Below are 17,275 nucleotides of genomic sequence, written 5' to 3'. Positions count from 1 at the left end.
TGCTTATTTAAGCTGACTGATGTTATCGAAAAACGCCGATTGCAGATCAAGCAATGACTTTACGTTCATCTTTTCGCCATACATATCAAAACAAAGAAACTTTGATTTTGAATGATCGTTGTTCTTTTCGCTTTCAATAAAATTAAAAGTTTCAAAAAAATAATGGTTCGTGGTAACGTTATCCTTACCCGTTTGCGAGGCATTTAGCCTGAATCCGATCGTGTTGATCCACTTGTGCACCCGTGAGTGCAACGATGCTCTGTTTTTAGCCATAGGTTAATATTGTGACGATGTAATTTAACTTTAACGCACACAACCAATGGTTTGTTACAACCCATTGTTTATTATTTTACCAACAGGTGTGGATTCCTCTTGTTAGCGACAATTGTAACAACCTCTGTTACAACACACATTTGCTATAATACAGCTATTAACCACACTTTCGTATTACTTAACCAACCGCTTACGGCATTTTCGCCGATGCTACCCTTTCCCTACTATCGTACATAATTTAATACGGATGTTACAACGTTGAACTAAAATGCAGGCGGTATAAAACACTATGGCAATTAGTGCAGCCATGGTAACAACATTGTTAAATTGTGATAAACACACATATTTAATACTGTTTTAATATTAAATGTGGCCAATTAAGCCTTGTAGAGGTCAAATAATGACATATCCGGTTAGTTTTCGCCATATCCGGTAGCAAAAATGGCCTACAGGCCTATGTAACAATGCTATGTATACATATTGTTTTAACATTTAATAGTTAAACATTTGTATAATAATTGTTGTCTCTACTGCAAAATATACAGTAGACTTTGCTAAACCATATATGAAATATCTATTACTTATCATGGCAGTTATCTGCCTCGCTACACCCCGCACCTTTGCTCAATCGGGCAGGGAAGTTAGCGGAACGGTACTCGATTCTACCAAGTTATCGGTACCCGGCGCCAGCGTTAAACTAACATCAGACAAAGGCGACAGTACTGTTGTTGCAGCCAATGTTGATGGCAAGTTCAGCTTTCCATCAGTAAAAGGCACCAAACTGAATATCACCATATCATCAATAGGCTACCAAACCCTTTTAAAACACTTTACGCTTGATGCCGATACAAAACCCGCCAACGTGGGCACTATTGTGCTGCAAATGCAAAGCAACCAGTTAGCCGGGGTTAGCGTAGTGGGCGTAACGCCCGTTACCGTAAAAGAAGATACGGTTGAATACAAGGTGAGCGCCTTCCCGGTACGCGCCAATGCGCCTATTGAGGATGTGCTCAAAAAGCTACCAGGTGTGGATGTGGATAAAGACGGCAACGTAAGCGCCGAAGGTAAATCCGTTACCAAAGTGCGCGTTAACGGAAAGGATTACTTTGGCGGCGACGTATTATCGGCCACTAAAAACCTGCCTGCCGATATTATCGATAACATACAAATTGTTGACGATTATGGCGATCAGGCCAACCTTACCGGTATTAAAACCGGGGAGCCTAACAAGATATTGAACATCAACATCCGTAAGGATAAAAACTACGGCTACACCCTACAGGCTACAGCCGGTGATGGCAGTGATGCACTACCAAGTAATCCGGGCGTTAGTAATGATAACAGGCACATCGGCTTGTTAAACTATTATCGTTTCAATGGCGATCAACAGGTATCTGTTATGGGTAACCTGAACAACACCAACGTTAATACGTTCAACTTTACTTCTGCCTCGGGCGGCAGCGGTGTTGGCGGCGGAGGCGGTAATCGTGGTGGTGGCGGCGGTGGTCGTGGTAACGCATTGCAAGGCAGCGGCCAAACAACAGGCGCCAATGGTATCACCAATTCAAAATCTATCGGCTTAAACTTTAGGGACGAGTGGGGTAAAAAGGTATCTGTTTACGGTAGCTACAGCTTTAACGATAACAGCACATTTACTAATTCAACATCATTACAGATCAATAAATTTGTAAACCCAAGTACCAGTAACTCTACCAGTAACCAGGATCGTGGGGTGATTAACCACCGCTTCAACTTCAATATTGAGTACAGGCTCGATTCTATGAACTACTTTAAGTTCGTACCGTCATTCTCGTATTCAAAAAATGATGTTAACAGCATTGAAGATGTACTGTCAACCCGTGGCGACAGCACCAATCTGGCTTATAATGTAAACTCGGTGACCAATTCAACATCGCCAAATTTTGGCCTGAACGCGTTATATAACCACAAGTTTAACTCGCATGGCCGTAACTTCAGCGTAAACATGTCGTTCAACTCTACAAAGAATACACAGTTTGATAACCCGATATATAACTATACCGCAGGTGTGCCAACATCGCCGTTAAACCAACGCATTAACACCAACAGCCGCACCACTACTTACGGGACTAACCTATCGTACATGGAGCCGTTAAGCAAGGTATCTTTCCTGGAGTTAAACTATGCTTTTAACCACTCGTACACCACCAGCGATAAAAGAACCGATACGCTTGATATTACCAGTGGCTTACAGGATAACTTTAACCAATACGCGCTGTTAAGCAATAACTATAATTATACATTTACTACCAACCTGTTTGGTGCCAACTACCGCTTAATAGAAAGCAAATACAATTTAACCTTAGGTGTTGGCGGCCAGCCTACGGTGCTCGACGGCCAATCTATCACTAACAATACCAACACCCGTGTAACTGGTTTTAACTTTGTGCCTACGGCCCGTTTTACGTATAACTTCTCCCGTGCAAAATCATTAAGCTTTAACTACAATGGTTCTGCCGATCAGCCGCAGTTTAATGAGTTACAGCCGGTGGTCGATCTTTCAAACGCGCTTTACCCGGTTCAGGGTAATCCAAATCTGGATGCATCGTTCAGCAACCGTTTAAATTTAAGGTACCGTAATGCCAGCTTTGAAACAGGTAACGTATTTTTCAGTAATTTGTCGTTCACGCAAACTAATGATAAGGTAGTAACCTCTACCATCACTTACCCGGTTAGGTTCAGCCAAAGTGTACTTAGCGCTAACCCAAATCTTAAAAACTTTCAGAACACCAACTTAACTACCTATACCAATGCCGACGGCTACTACCAGGCCAGCGCGTTCGGTTTGTTCTCGAAACCATGGGCTCAGCGTAAGTATACCCTTATTATCAACGGTAACGTATCGTACACCAACAACATCGGTTTCTCGGGCTCTATCGATAGCAATAACGTATCGTCGGCCATCGCGAAGAATATATCGAAAAGTTTGATCGTTAGTCCGGGCATACGTTTCCGTACCAACTTTACCGATATTGTTGATGCCGAAGTAAACACCAGCTATTCTATCAACAAAACAACCAACTCGTTAAACAGCAACCCTTTGTTTAACCAAAACACCAATGTGCGTACGCTTAATTTAGGTGTTAACGGTAAAAACTATTTTTGGAAAGACTGGACTTTAAGCTACGACTTTACCCGCTCATTAAACTACGGTTACAGCGTGCCAATTAAAAATCCTAACATATTGAACGTGTATGTTGAACGCCGTTTCCTGAAAAACAATATGGCGACAGTTCGTGTACAAGGGTTCGACTTATTTAATCAAAACACCGGCTTTTCAAGTACCGACGTAGGTAACATTACCACGCAAACCAATGTTAACAAACTTGGCCGTTACTTTTTGCTTACCTTCAGCTTACGCCTGCAAAAATTTGCCGGTAAAGCCCCAAGTGAGCAACCCCGCGATTTCAGAGGCGGCGGTGGCGACAGAGGCCCGGGTGGTGGCGGTCCGGGCGGACCAGGTGCTATGTAAAATATACAAGAAAGGCGTTCCTGAATACAGGAGCGCCTTTCTTGTATATGATAAATGAATTACTGTTTAATCACGCTGGTAATAATGCGTTCCAAATCACCCAGATCAAAGGGCTTGGCCAGCCAGGTTTCGGCTCCGGCAGTTTCGGCCAGTTTTTGGATGTCGCTGTTTGCCGAAAAATAAACCACGGGAATATTTTTCAGTTCTTCAGTAGCTTTTAAAGTTTGCGTGGCTTTTATTCCCCCGGCATCGGGTATCCAGTTGTCCATCAGTATAACATCGGGCATGGTGGCAGATACCTTTTCTACAATGTTATTGCAGTTGTTATAGGTGGTAATATCCCAGCCGTTTTCTTCCAATACGTAATTACATATAGCCAGTATATCTTCATCATCATCAAAAATGATGATCTTTTTAGAGGGGGTAGTCATTGTGGGTTTTGTGGTATTGTTGCTTGTAAAACTAACTATAAGTTTCAAAATGGTATAATTGTTTTAGCAACACCTATTTATTTTTAAAATAGTATTTTGCATCAGGCATTTTTTTGCAAAATAACAACTCAAACATGCGGAACCTGAAAGCCATTATCATATCTTTTTGTTTGCTGATATTAAGCTTGAGTACAAAGGCACAAACTAATCCGCTTACCGATTTCACTAATTTTGTAGGCAAAAATTACAACCTGCCCGAAGAGTTAAAAAACAATTGCGAGTGGATGTACGCTATTGTAAAAGTTACCACAAATAAGCAGAACCGGGTTGTAAAATATATAGTAGTCAATAAGGCCCTTGAAGCATTTAAAAACTTTAATTTCCTGATCGGGTACCAGTTCCCCAAGAGGATGAAGATCAATCAGCACCCGATAGTCTTTATTTTTTCGGTCGACAATACGGAGATCTGCAAACCTCAACCCGGCGATTTTATGATTTCCCCATACCAGGTAGCCGATGCAATAGCCACCCCTATTATTAAAATTCAAAAGGAAGATCCGAAAAGTATAATTATTCCGGGCATTGTACTTATAAAGTATCCGGGATTAATTCAGAAATAAGCATGTTGATCCTTACATTTTATACCGAAGTATTTTTTCACTGTTAACAGATGCTATATTTTGCAACACTGTAGTTTGATATATGAAATAACAAGTGAGCATATCTACCGATTTTTTATGCGGAATATTCAGGTTAAATGTATTATAAGAATTATTAGGAATTATATTTTTTATCGCCTTACACTCCATATAGTAAAAGGCAAACAAAGTATCGTCATCGCCCTTCTTTTTAACATAAAAATAATTAGGGTTTACTCCATAAACAGGGGGCTTGTTGTTTGCTAAAACCAGATGCTCTTTACCTTTGCAATAGGTTCTTATATACTGATCTGTTACTTTAGATTGCAGAAAAACAACCTGATTTGGCTCAAACACATTTAAAGAATCCATTACAGCATCTAAACCACTTTCGCCAAACGGAACAAAGAATGTTGTTTCGTGATGGTCAATAGGGACAGACCTCTTATCTGATTTGGTTTTTAATTCCTGAATCTTAAATTGCCTTACAAGATATCCTCGCAATACAACAACAGAAGATGGGTTATCTTGCCCGTTAACCTCGCATACTTTGCAAGCAAAAAGAATGATAGAAAATAAAACTATTCTTATATTTTTCATTATACCATTGTTGTTCTAAGCAGCAGGCAACGATCTCTTACCCCGCCCAACCTTCTCTATCCAAGCTTCTGAAATGAATGGCTTCAGCTAAATGTTCTAATAATATATCTTCGCTTCCTGCCAAATCGGCTATGGTGCGGGCTACTTTGAGTATGCGGTCATAAGCACGGGCGGACAGGCCCAGCTTTTCCATCGCTTTTTTGAGTAGTGTTTGCCCGGCATTGTCTATTTTACAAATATCGCGCACCATTTGCGGGCTCATTTGTGCATTGGCATGAAGATCGGGCCTTTCGCCAAACCTTTCTATTTGTATATCGCGGGCTTTAATTACCCGCTCGCGGATCAGTTCACTCTTTTCGGCCAAACGGTCTGATGATAGTTCGCTGAAGTTTACCGGGGTAACCTCTACGTGCAAGTCTATCCTGTCCAGCAGCGGGCCCGAAATTTTGGCCATATATTTTTGTACTACGCCCGGCGGGCATACGCATTCTTTTTCGGGGTGATTATAATAGCCGCAAGGGCATGGGTTCATGGAAGCCACCAGCATAAAGCTCGATGGGTAATCAACCGTAAAACGGGCGCGTGATATAGTTACGCGGCGTTCTTCCAACGGCTGACGCATTACTTCGAGCACGGTACGTTTAAACTCGGGCAATTCATCCAAAAACAATACGCCATTATGTGCCAGCGAAATTTCACCGGGCTGCGGATTTCCGCCACCGCCAACAAGGGCAACATCTGAAATGGTATGGTGCGGCGACCGGAATGGCCTGCGAGTCACCAAAGCATCGGCTGCTGATAGTTTACCGGCAACAGAATGGATCTTGGTTGTTTCTAAAGATTCGTGCAGGCTTAACGGCGGAAGTATGGATGGCAGCCTTTTAGCCAGCATAGTTTTCCCTGCTCCCGGCGGACCGATCAGGATCACATTGTGACCACCGGCCGCGGCAATTTCTAAAGCGCGCTTTATATTTTCCTGGCCTTTAACCTCGCTAAAGTCGCTGTCGTATTTGCTCAGGCTGTTGTAAAATTCGTCGCGGGTATCAACTACTTCGGGGGTAAGTTTGATATCGCCATTAAAGAAACCTATTACCTCTTTAATGCTTTCTACACCGTAAACCTCCAAGTCGTTCACTATGGCTGCCTCACGCGCGTTTTGTTTGGGTAATATGAAGCCCTTAAAGCCTTCTTTACGTGCCTGTATGGATATGGGCAAAGCGCCTTTTATGGGTTGCAATCCTCCGTCGAGCGAAAGTTCGCCCATAATGAGGTATTTATCCAGATTTTCTGATTCTATTTGCCCCGACGCGGCTAATACGCCTGTAGCGATGGTAAGATCGTACGCCGAGCCTTCCTTGCGGATATCTGCCGGGGCCATGTTTACCACCACCTGCTGGCGGGGCATTTTATAACCGCAGTTTTTGAGTGCCGATTCTATCCGGAAATAGCTTTCCTTAATCGCATTATCGGGCAGGCCTACAATAAAATATTTAGTACCGGCTGCAATGTTTACCTCAACAGTTATCGTAATAGCCTCAATACCGTAAACCGCGCTGCCAAAAGTTTTAACTAACACTGTAATAAAGTTTATTTACAGCGAAAGATATAGATTTTTGCCAACAAGCCCGTTATTTTTTTGCGGGCGATACCATTTCCTGCACACCAAATTCGGCCAGTAAGTTTACATTAGGGTCGGCAATTATGCTTTTAGGTTTTGCGGGATAAGGTATCACGTAGTCCTTAAAATCGGTATTCAGTTTAAACTTGTGCAACGTGTTATCAATTTTAAGTTCCACGGTCAAATCATACGTATGGGCATTGCTCTGATCTATATTTAAACTGATCTTTTTCCTTTTTACATCATACGACCACATCACCCCTACACGCGGGTGACCGGGTGTGTTCAGCCATTGTTTAAAAAACGGTTTAAGATCGGCGCCGCTTGCCTGCTCCATTTCGGTACGGAAATCATCGGTATCGGCATTCTTGTTCATGTATTTGGCGTAGTAGGCTCTCAAACCTTTCCAAAATGCCTCTTCCCCTATCTTCCGGCGAAGCATGTGTAATACCCAGCCTCCTTTTTGGTAAGCATTGGGGTTAAGTATCGTTAGTGGGTCTTTCTCCTGCGTGGTATCCACCACCGGTGTTTGCCTGTTTTTCTCGAAATTGAAGATGGTTTTTCTGTCGACCATCAAGCGTTTATTCAGACTGTCAACGCCGTACTTATACTCATGGTAATAATTACACATAAAGGTGGCGAAGCCTTCGCTTAACCAAACATCCTTGCTGCTTTTTTCGGTAACGGCATCGCCAAACCATTGGTGACCAATTTCGTGTGCTACCAATGCTTCAATGGCTTTATCCAATACCGAATTTTCATAATAGAAGATAGCGCCCGCGTTTTCCATTCCGCCGAAAATGGTTTTCGATTGTACATTGGCCAGCTTTTTATAAGCGTACGGACCAACCTTTTTTATAAATACCGGCAGTATCTCATTAGCGCAGGCATAGCTTTTAAACCCGGCCTCTTTATCCTGCTGAAATACGTAAGAATAAACCGGGATAGCATCATTCACCGTGCCCGATTGCGTTACGGCAAAATCGGCCACGCCAATCACCATTATTTTGGTTGATATGGGTGCGGTTTCGTTCCATTGTGTTAGCTTGGTTTGCCCGGTGGTTGTTTCCTGCGTTTTTACGCCATTAGCTACAACGCTGTAATGGGCAGGCGCGGTAACAGTAAATTCAACAGTCGCCTTATCGGCCACATCATCTACACATGGCAGCCAGTTGCGGGCACGCTTAAGCCAGTTATCGCCAAAGAACGTGCGCTTGCCATACTTATTGGTAGAAATGATCAGTCCATCGGCCGGGATACCTTCATAAGTGATCGTATAGCTGTGTTTGCTTTGCGAAACAATGGGCGACAAGATCTTTACCGCATCCGGTCCTTGCTCAAACTTAACATCCTTCCCGTTTTCGGTTACGGCGCTTATTACCATTCCCTTGCCTGTTTGCTTTTTAGCAATGAGATCGAACGATACCTCCGGGGTGTTTTTTAAAGCGGTTACATCAATTACCGTTTTCCCTTTTATGCTGTTGTTATCATCATTTAATACCAGGTTAAAACTATAATGCTGCACATCTATAGCCGCGCCGGGTACCTGGGCTTTTAAATTAACGGCAAATATGGTGATGACGAAACCGAGCCAATACTTTTTCATGAGGAGAGGATATTTTAGTAATAATAAACAGAATTGATGAATTTTAATAGTGTGTTTACGCTTTTACCCACTATCGGTCATATTAACTTAAAAGCTGGTCAATATTTGACTCACCCCGACATCGCTTCGCTCGTCACCCCTCTCTACGCAAGCGTAAAGAGGGGTTTTCATTTTTTTTCCTGCCTTCTTTACGCTTCGCGTAGAGAGGGCAGGTCCAGCGAAGCGTAGACCGGGTGAGTTGATTATACGATTTGCTTCTGCTGCTGAGTCTGATTAATTGCAGAAGCTGTTTTTAATCATTTATGCTTTTCGGTTAGGGATGACAAAAATATTTCGCACAAAAAAAGCCCCTGATAAATCAGAGGCTTCCTATTTTATTGCGACAGTGATTATCCTTTCGGCATCCTGCGCATCATGTTGGCCATGGCTGCGGGGTTGCTCATTTGTTTCATCACTTTACGCATATCTTCAAATTGCTTTATCAGGCGGTTCACCTCGGCAATATCGGTACCCGAGCCATTGGCTATACGTGTACGGCGGCTTTGGTTAATGCTATCCGGATTTTCTTTTTCAGATGGTGTCATTGATTGAATAATAGCCTCAATCGCTTTAAAGGCATTATCATCAACTTCTACATCCTTCATCATTTTACCTACGCCCGGTATCATGCCCATCAGATCTTTCATGTTACCCATTTTTTTGATCTGCTGTATCTGGCTGTAAAAGTCGTTAAAGTCGAATTTATTTTTGCGGATCTTTTTCTGAAGTTCTGCGGCCTGTTTCTCGTCGAACTGTTGTTGCGCACGCTCAACTAACGAAACCACATCACCCATGCCCAAAATACGCGATGCCATACGATCAGGGTGGAAAACATCCAATGCTTCCATCTTTTCGCCGGTACCAATAAATTTAATCGGCTTGTTTACTACCGATTTAATTGACAGCGCGGCACCACCACGGGTATCACCATCTAATTTGGTTAACACCACACCGGTAAAATCAAGCCTGTCGTTGAACACCTTAGCGGTGTTCACGGCATCCTGCCCCGTCATGGAGTCAACCACAAACAGTATCTCGTGCGGGTTGGTAGCGGCTTTTACCTGCTCTATCTCCACCATCATGGCCTCATCAATAGCTAAACGGCCGGCGGTATCTACAATTACTACATTGTTACCATTCTGTTTAGCTAAGGCTATACCTTCTTTGGCAATAGCTATAGGGTCTTTTGATTCGAGGTTGGCATAAACCGGTACGCCTATCTGCTGGCCCAATACCTGCAATTGGTCTATCGCCGCGGGTCGGTAAACGTCGCCTGCAATTAGTAAAGGCTTTTTGTTTTTTTGAGTTTTTAAGTAGTTGGCCAGTTTACCGGTAAAAGTTGTTTTACCCGCACCGTTCAAACCTGCAATCAGGATGATAGTTGGCGTAGCCGGAAAGCTGATATCAGAGGTAGTACCGCCCATCAGTTCGGTAAGCTCATCATTCATTACCTTGGTGAGCAACTGCCCCGGCGAAATAGAAGTAAGTACGTTTTGGCCTAACGCTTTTTGCTTAACGTCGTCAGTGAACGCTTTAGCGGTTTTATAGTTTACGTCGGCATCCAGAAGGGCTTTGCGTATTTCCTTCATGGTTTCAGCCACGTTAATTTCTGTAATAGAGCCCTGACCCTTTAGGACCTTGAACGCCCTGTCGAGTTTATCCGAAAGATTTTCAAACATTATATTACCTCAATTTTAGAGGATGCAAAGTTAACAATTTAGTTGTGAGTTTATTGGTTATGCCGGTGAGTTAAACGCGATAATTACGGATAACGGTACATTACGCCCAATGCAAGGCCCTCGGTACCCTGTATTTTTTTAGAGGTATCTTTATTATACAGCGCTGTACCGTTTATGGTAACGTTTATCAGCTTGTTTACACGGGCTATCAGCGTAACATCCAAACGGTGGTTGGTAAAATCGAGCGGACGACCGTACGGAATGAACAAGGCGTAGCGCCAGTTAAGGTGCAGGTTTTGCATAATATCCTTATCAAATGTGGCTATACCCTGAAATGCCAGCTCGTTACGTACCCTTTTACCTACCGTAACACCATAGTTGCCCGGTTGCGTACGGTATAGCGCGGTATCCAATACCAGGGTTTGGCGGGCTGTACCCGTGCCTAAACGTACATCAAGATAACGGTTTGGCTTATACTCAAAACCCACCGATTCGGTGATATAACCGGGGCCTAAAAATTTTGATATTACTACCGGGGGATTTGGATCGGGATACTGAAAACCTTTATCAACCTGGGTTTCTATACTTAACGACCCGAAGAAGAACCAGCTTTTCGACATCTGCGTGGCCAGTTTATTATCTATAAAAAGCCTGTCGTTGGTTTTACGCGCGCCCTGGCCTTTGTTTTTTGAGCGGCCGTATAAAAAGTTAACCTCCGAGGTATATGAAAATGGCGCTTTATTGTATTCCGTTTTCATGATAACATTGGTACCCACTGCCACTGCACTTACACCACCCGCGCTCCAGTTGGTACTAAAGGCCGATTGGTTAAAGTTTAATGCCACGGTAAACCACCTCTTCCAGTGGCTTATGTTGTACTCGGGCATATTGAGCGGAATGTACTCGGGCACCAGTTCAACCGGGCGAATACGGGTAGGGAGCGCGTTCCTGCGCGATTCGATACGGTACCTGTTTAATAAACCGGTATCTATTTTAACACTATCCGTTTTAAGGGTGTCTTTTACCTGCGCTAAAGCCGGTACGGCGCCTGCAAGTAGTATTGTAAATAAAAGCTTAGTAACGGTTTTTATCATATTACCCAATTAAAACTCAACCGTATCAATGTGATACGGAGCAAATTTAGCCATATTGTTCAGAAACAGAAACGCCAAAACCACAAACCCCTCTGCTTGAGGTAAACGTAATTTTTCTCGTTTCTATATGCTTCGCGCTCAAAAACTATATTAAGATAGGCTTTATTATGATTACGGTAGATAAATAAATTGGCAATGTAATTTAAAAGATACAATATGTAGAATGGGATCACCAGCAACTCGGCCTCCTGTTTCAGGTGGATCAATTCGTGATTGATCAGCGTTTTATCGGCGGCCATTTCTTTATTTTTTACCAATATGAACGGGAACAAAGCCATTGCCTCCACATTTAAAAACGGCACCACAATTACCCTGAAGCTCATTTTGATTGCAATAACGGCGCGATAGCGAACGCCCTTGGGTTGCGCAAATACCGTTTAAGATTGTTACGGATAGATCTGATAAACTCGTACTCGCTGGCTGTTTTTACCTGGTAATAGCCGGGGCGATATTTAAACATAAAATCGTTAAGCTGCATGCCGGTAAGGCCGGTGATATTGCTTACATACGTTTTGTTGAAGCGATAATCTATCTCCTTCTGCTTAAAATCGGCATCTATGATTTCCTGCAAATGCGCGGCGTTGCGGCCGCTGCGGCTAAGGGCATTGTACAAGGCATCAATACTTAAACCCGCCCCACTGCCCGGCGATGTGCTCAGCAGATCTTTATAAGCCAGCGAGCCGTATATTTTAGTATAGTCGCTCTTGGTGGCAGCCAGCCATTTTTGCGGACTTAACAGGGTATCGCGTATGTTTACTTCCTTAAGCTGTATGGCATTCCGTTTTAGGTAAACCGCCATTGAGCCAAAGTTTTGTACTTTAACCGTATCAGGGTAATACTCCAAACGGGTAAATATCAAAACATCGCCTATACTGGCCGCTATTGAAAATTCGCCTTTAAGGTTATTATAAACGGCTTTGCCGGTATTAGTATTTAAAACGTTGATTTTGGCAATGCGATCTGTTGTGCCTTTATCAAACACAATCCCTTCAATCGTTTTTTGCTGGGCAAACACGGTAGATGAGGTACAAAGCAGTAGCAGCAGCCATAATTTCATTATGCGGCCAAAGCTAACCGATTGCAAAAGCTTCCTCATATAATTTAACAGTAATTAACAGCTTTTATGGAGCTATAACAAGCTTCTGGCCAATTTTTATATTATTGTCGGCCATGTTGTTCAGCGCTTTAAGTTCATCAACAGTAAGTGAGAAACGTTTTGATATGTTGAATAGTGTATCGCCCTGCTGTACGGTGTATATTTTGATAACCGGGGTAACTTCAATTATAGAGTCTTTTGCGGCCTGGCCAATGTTATCGTTTATCTCGGTGAGCACGCGGTCTTCGCGTTTTATTTTTTGCAGTTCGTTCTCCGGCCTGTCGTACTGATCTAAGCTGTATCGTTTAATAACCGTAAGCAGCAATTGCGGATATTTAGGATTGGTGGCATAACCGGCGGCTTTTAAGCCATAAGCCCAGCCTTCGTAATCGTTTTTATCCAGTTCGAACAACTTGGCGTAACGCTTGCGCTTTAAAAACTCGGAATGGTCGCGGAAAGAATCCTCGGGGTTATTATACACCCTGAAGCAGTCATTCACATTATCATCGTCTTTATAATAGCTTTTGCCTGTCCAGTCGGAGGTACACTTTATCCCGAAATGGTTGTTGGCCACTTTAGCAAGTTCTCCATTACCATTGCCCGATTCAAACAGGCCCTGCGCCAGTGTGATACTGGCCGGGATGCCATACAGGTTCATTTCTTTAATGGCGATGGTCTTAAACCTATCGATATATTGCTGGGCGGTGTATGGCGCGTAGCTGTCAATAGCATCGCGGTTTGCCTTTTGGATACTTTTATTATTGCGTGATGCCTGCTTGCCGCTAATACCCTTTTTACGCGACGAGCACGCGGTAAACGCAACACAAACAATTAATAAATAAAGTATTTTACGCATAGAAAGGCTTTAATTATAGCAACGGTAAAGATGCCAAAATTAAAGTTTTTTATTTATCGGTATTTTGTGCTATTTCTTTAGTGGCAGGAGCTGCCGCTTGTGGCTCGGGAGTTTTATCCAGTTCATCCAAATCGTAACGGTTAATAATGGCCATTACCTGTGATGCCCATCTTTTGCTGCTGCAATAACCGCTGCGTTGTATGCCTTTGGCCCAGCCTTTATAATCGTACTGCGTAAATTTATCGGCCAGGTGGCTAAATTGTTTACGCTCGGTCATTACACGGGCAAAATCGGCAAACGATGCCCAAACCGATTCGTACTTTTTGTAGGATGTGCGAACTTTCTTTTTGTTTTTATAATACACTACAGTATTGTAGCCTTTTATACCAAACTGGTTGTTCAGTTTTTTAGCGATAGCGCTGTTACCATTACCTGATTCGTGCATGGCTACGGCTAAAATGATACTTGCGGGCACACCTGTTTCATGCATAATGTTTATGGCATTATCTTTGAACTGATCGATGTATGATTGTGAAGTATTATTTTGAGCAGAAACAGCCAGGGCTGATATTGAGAATAGGGCAATAAATAAGAGTTTCTTCATAATTTACTTTTTTCTGATGAGCAGTAAGCCATCGCGAACGGGCAGAATTAATTTTTCAACCCTTTCATCAACGCTTATTTGTTCATTTAGTTTGCGGACCCTCTCGGTATCGGTGTCTTTTGCGTCACCAAATACCTTTCCTTTCCACAAAACATTATCAATTATTATTAATCCTCCGGATCTTACTTTGTCTATTATTAACTGAAAGTACGTAAAATTATTTTGTTTATCGGCATCAATAAATACAATGTCGATGTTTTTATAGTCAGAATCGGCTATTATTTGCTCTGCGGGGCCATAATGCACCTTGATTTTATTTTCCACATTTGTGGATTTAAGGTGTGAACTTATCATTTCCTCCATTTCGCGGTTCACCTCAATGGTATGCAGTATACCACCTTCGGCAAGCCCTTCTGCCAGGCAAATGGCCGAATATCCAGTGAATGTGCCAATCTCTAAAATAAGCTTCGGCTGCATCATTTTGCTGAGCATACTGAGCACCCTACCCTGGTAATGCCCCGATAACATGTGCGGTTTTAACACCTTCACATAAGTATCGCGGTTAATTTTTTGCAAACCTTCCGGCTCCGGATCGCAATGTACATCAAGGTAGCTCTGAAGTTTATCATCCAGGATTTCCATCCGACAAATATATAACCTTGATTTACTTGATTATAGGATTTTGGGGATTTTATTGTCCGCTGGGTAAGTATAACCTTGATTTACTTGATTATAGGATTTTGGGGATTTGCTGTCAGAGATGAAATTATTCCTTTGATTTTATTGTAGGATTAGAGGATTCACCAAATAAAGAATCCTGAAATCCTAAAATCAAGTGAATCCTAAAATCCTTTAATCAAGGTTATGTTTTAATTTTATTATTATGTACTCTTTTAAATTGTAAACTCTTTGCCCCGAAATTTATGAGTAGCCCTATTTCCATTTTCGAGGCTTCCAAATAATTCATTGCTTGTGCAAGGTGAGCATCGTCAAGCTGAATTTGAGCCTTCAGTTCAACCATTATCAAGTCTTCCACAAAGAAATCAACCCTTCTTTTTCCAATCAATTCACCATCATAGTAAATTGGAATCTCCATTTCTTTCATAAAACTCAAGCCTAACTTATTCATTTCAATAGCTAATGCCCGTTGATAAATCACCTCCAAAAAACCATTACCCAAAGTAGCATGTACTTTCATCGAACAGCCAATAATTTTCTCGGTAATCTCTCCGTATTTCATACTAAACTCAAATTCTCAAATAAAGCCGACCTAAAAATCCAAAAATCTATATCTATCCCCAAAAATCATAGTCAAATAAATCCTAATTCAATCAAAATAATAATCAAAGCAATCAACCCAACTCCAAAAATCATGGTCAATAAATCCTAAACTAATCAAAACAATAATCAAGGCAATCATCCTAATCCCATAAATCATGGTCAAATCACAGTCGTTCCATCCACGACTGCAACAGTATCACCGCCGAAATAGTATCTACCAGTTCCTTGTTTTGGCGGTGTTTTTTGTTCATGCCGCTTTGGGCAATGGTGGCCGAGGCCATTTTGGAGGTAAAACGCTCGTCGAGCATTTCGATAGGAATTTCGGGGAAGGTTTTTTTGAGCAGGTTCACAAAGCCCTTTACATGAATGGCCGATTGCGATGGTGTATTGTCCATTTGCTTGGGTTCGCCTACTATAAAACGCTCTACCTGTTCGGTAAGGAGGTATTTTTTCAGGTAATCAATAATATGCATGGGGTGTATAGTATCCAGCCCGGTAGCGATGATCTGCAAAGGATCGGTAACGGCAATGCCTATACGTTTGGTCCCATAATCAAAAGCCATTACACGCATTTTATCAAATTTTAAGGTGATTGATGAAATTAAAATATTGCGGGCAAAGGTAAGCTAATGTATACTATGTGTAAAATATAGCTTACATAGTAACTCATAATCAGTGGGCTTTCTCAAATCTCACATCTAATAGCACACATCTACATCAAAATTCTTTATCTTGCACCAATGCAGTTTAAACAAATAGTAGGACAGCATGCTGTAAAGCAGCGCTTGCTTAACTCGGTAAAAGAGAACCGGGTAAGCCATGCGCAGCTTTTTCTGGGGCCCGAAGGTTCGGGAAGTTTAGCCCTTGCGGTAGCCTATGCCCAATATTTATCGTGCGAAGATAAGCAGCCCGATGATTCGTGCGGGGTATGTTCGTCGTGCCGTAAGTATCAAAAACTGATGCACCCCGATCTGCATTTTTCATACCCTTTTTTCGCAAAGCATAAGGATGATACCGCCCTTAGTTTTATTGAGCAATGGCGCGATGCGTTTATAAACCATCCGTACATCAGCCTCGATATATGGCGCAATTATCTCGATGCCGAAAATAAACAGGCCAATATTAATATTGCCGAATGCCATCAGATCATCAAAAAGTTGAGCCTGAAACCATTCGAGTCGCAATACAAAATACTTATACTTTGGCTGCCCGAATATTTAGATAAAGAGGGTAATTCCCTGCTTAAAATAATAGAAGAACCGCAGCCTAACACGCTGTTTCTGCTGGTTGCTCAAAATCAAGATCAGATACTGAATACCATCCTGTCGCGTACGCAATTGATAAAAGTACCGGTTTTAGGGTACGATGATATTAAACAATACATGCTGGCCGAACATCATCAAACCGAAAATGCCGCTGCCGAAATTGCATACCTGAGCAACGGTAACATGACTGAAGCCCTCTCCATGCTGCAACAGGATACCAAAAGCTATCACCAGTTGTTTGTGCAATGGCTGCGGATGTGTATTACCAATAAGGGTATTGAAATTGTAGGCTTTGTTGATGGCCTCTCGAAAATGGGCCGCGAAAATCAAAAGAACTTTTTGCGTTACGGCGTAAGCTTTATACGCGAGTGCTGCCTGCTGCTGGCCGGTGCCAATAGCCTGGTACATTTACCGGCGCAGGAGTTGGAAACAGCGCAAAAAATGATAAAGGTAATGCCGTTGTCGGCCACGCAGGCCATAAGCGCCGAGCTGGAGAAAGCGCATTACCATGTGGAGCGAAATGCAAATCCTAAAATTTTATTTTTAGATGTATCTTTGCAAATTACTAAAATACTATTTTTTAAAACGATCCCCCAGGGGACTCATTATATACCAAATTAAATT

The 17,275-nt window shown here is 42.3% G+C and carries 17 protein-coding genes; 3 read left to right on the top strand and 14 right to left on the bottom strand.

Features of this window, described 5'->3' with window-relative positions; genetic code table 11:
* Positions 1–3 precede the first annotated feature (3 nt).
* Positions 4–273: a hypothetical protein gene (locus tag AC07NA_RS12655; protein ID WP_345213644.1), complete on the bottom strand. Its 270-nt coding sequence runs from the start codon at positions 271–273 to the stop codon at positions 4–6.
* Positions 274–859: 586 nt separating this feature from the next.
* Here AC07NA_RS12655 and AC07NA_RS12650 point away from each other — a divergent pair.
* Complete coding sequence (locus AC07NA_RS12650) at positions 860–3,784, top strand: outer membrane beta-barrel protein (protein WP_494897912.1); 2,925 nt, start codon at positions 860–862, stop codon at positions 3,782–3,784.
* A 59-nt stretch (positions 3,785–3,843) separates the two neighbouring features.
* Here the strand turns inward: AC07NA_RS12650 and AC07NA_RS12645 are convergent, their stop codons facing one another.
* Positions 3,844–4,215 (bottom strand): response regulator, encoded by a 372-nt coding sequence (locus tag AC07NA_RS12645; protein ID WP_494897911.1) that lies wholly within the window; start codon positions 4,213–4,215, stop codon positions 3,844–3,846.
* A gap of 134 nt (positions 4,216–4,349) precedes the next feature.
* Between AC07NA_RS12645 and AC07NA_RS12640 the strand changes: the two genes are divergently transcribed.
* Entirely contained in the window at positions 4,350–4,835 is a 486-nt protein-coding gene (locus AC07NA_RS12640) for a hypothetical protein (RefSeq protein WP_494897910.1), read from the top strand.
* Between the two features lie 12 nt (positions 4,836–4,847).
* On the opposite strand, the gene AC07NA_RS12635 is transcribed toward AC07NA_RS12640, so the two are convergent.
* From AC07NA_RS12635 to ruvX, 12 genes are all read right to left on the bottom strand, one after another.
* Complete coding sequence (locus AC07NA_RS12635) at positions 4,848–5,453, bottom strand: hypothetical protein (protein ID WP_494897909.1); 606 nt, start codon at positions 5,451–5,453, stop codon at positions 4,848–4,850.
* A 37-nt stretch (positions 5,454–5,490) separates the two neighbouring features.
* On the bottom strand, positions 5,491–7,029 hold the full coding sequence (locus AC07NA_RS12630) for a YifB family Mg chelatase-like AAA ATPase (RefSeq protein WP_494897908.1): 1,539 nt from the start codon (positions 7,027–7,029) through the stop codon (positions 5,491–5,493).
* A gap of 52 nt (positions 7,030–7,081) precedes the next feature.
* Entirely contained in the window at positions 7,082–8,677 is a 1,596-nt protein-coding gene (locus AC07NA_RS12625) for a M1 family metallopeptidase (protein WP_494897907.1), read from the bottom strand.
* 389 nt (positions 8,678–9,066) lie between these two features.
* Complete coding sequence (gene ffh, locus AC07NA_RS12620; RefSeq protein WP_345213651.1) at positions 9,067–10,395, bottom strand: signal recognition particle protein; 1,329 nt, start codon at positions 10,393–10,395, stop codon at positions 9,067–9,069.
* An 83-nt stretch (positions 10,396–10,478) separates the two neighbouring features.
* On the bottom strand, positions 10,479–11,489 hold the full coding sequence (locus tag AC07NA_RS12615; RefSeq protein ID WP_345213652.1) for a DUF3078 domain-containing protein: 1,011 nt from the start codon (positions 11,487–11,489) through the stop codon (positions 10,479–10,481).
* A 59-nt stretch (positions 11,490–11,548) separates the two neighbouring features.
* Complete coding sequence (locus AC07NA_RS12610) at positions 11,549–11,872, bottom strand: hypothetical protein (RefSeq protein ID WP_345213653.1); 324 nt, start codon at positions 11,870–11,872, stop codon at positions 11,549–11,551.
* Complete coding sequence (locus tag AC07NA_RS12605) at positions 11,869–12,645, bottom strand: peptidase associated/transthyretin-like domain-containing protein (RefSeq protein ID WP_345213654.1); 777 nt, start codon at positions 12,643–12,645, stop codon at positions 11,869–11,871. Before AC07NA_RS12605 ends, AC07NA_RS12610 begins: the two co-directional genes overlap by 4 nt.
* Before the next feature lie 25 nt (positions 12,646–12,670).
* Positions 12,671–13,501, bottom strand: a complete 831-nt coding sequence (locus tag AC07NA_RS12600) for a glucosaminidase domain-containing protein (protein WP_494897906.1) — start codon at positions 13,499–13,501, stop codon at positions 12,671–12,673.
* A gap of 49 nt (positions 13,502–13,550) precedes the next feature.
* Positions 13,551–14,105 carry a glucosaminidase domain-containing protein gene (locus tag AC07NA_RS12595; RefSeq protein ID WP_345213656.1) on the bottom strand — a complete coding sequence of 185 codons (555 nt, stop codon included), beginning with the start codon at positions 14,103–14,105 and terminating at the stop codon, positions 13,551–13,553.
* Positions 14,106–14,108: 3 nt separating this feature from the next.
* Positions 14,109–14,747, bottom strand: a complete 639-nt coding sequence (locus AC07NA_RS12590; protein ID WP_345213657.1) for an O-methyltransferase — start codon at positions 14,745–14,747, stop codon at positions 14,109–14,111.
* 220 nt (positions 14,748–14,967) lie between these two features.
* Positions 14,968–15,345, bottom strand: a complete 378-nt coding sequence (locus AC07NA_RS12585) for a GxxExxY protein (RefSeq protein WP_494897904.1) — start codon at positions 15,343–15,345, stop codon at positions 14,968–14,970.
* A 205-nt stretch (positions 15,346–15,550) separates the two neighbouring features.
* Positions 15,551–15,958 (bottom strand): Holliday junction resolvase RuvX, encoded by a 408-nt coding sequence (ruvX, locus tag AC07NA_RS12580; RefSeq protein ID WP_494897903.1) that lies wholly within the window; start codon positions 15,956–15,958, stop codon positions 15,551–15,553.
* Positions 15,959–16,126: 168 nt separating this feature from the next.
* Here ruvX and AC07NA_RS12575 point away from each other — a divergent pair, with 168 nt between their 5' ends.
* Complete coding sequence (locus AC07NA_RS12575) at positions 16,127–17,272, top strand: DNA polymerase III subunit (protein WP_494897902.1); 1,146 nt, start codon at positions 16,127–16,129, stop codon at positions 17,270–17,272.
* Positions 17,273–17,275 lie beyond the last annotated feature (3 nt).

Source organism: Mucilaginibacter sp. GW821-FHT07G05, from assembly GCF_059418565.1.
Note: the sequence above shows the minus strand (reverse complement) of the source record. Positions and strands in the feature narration are given on the sequence as shown.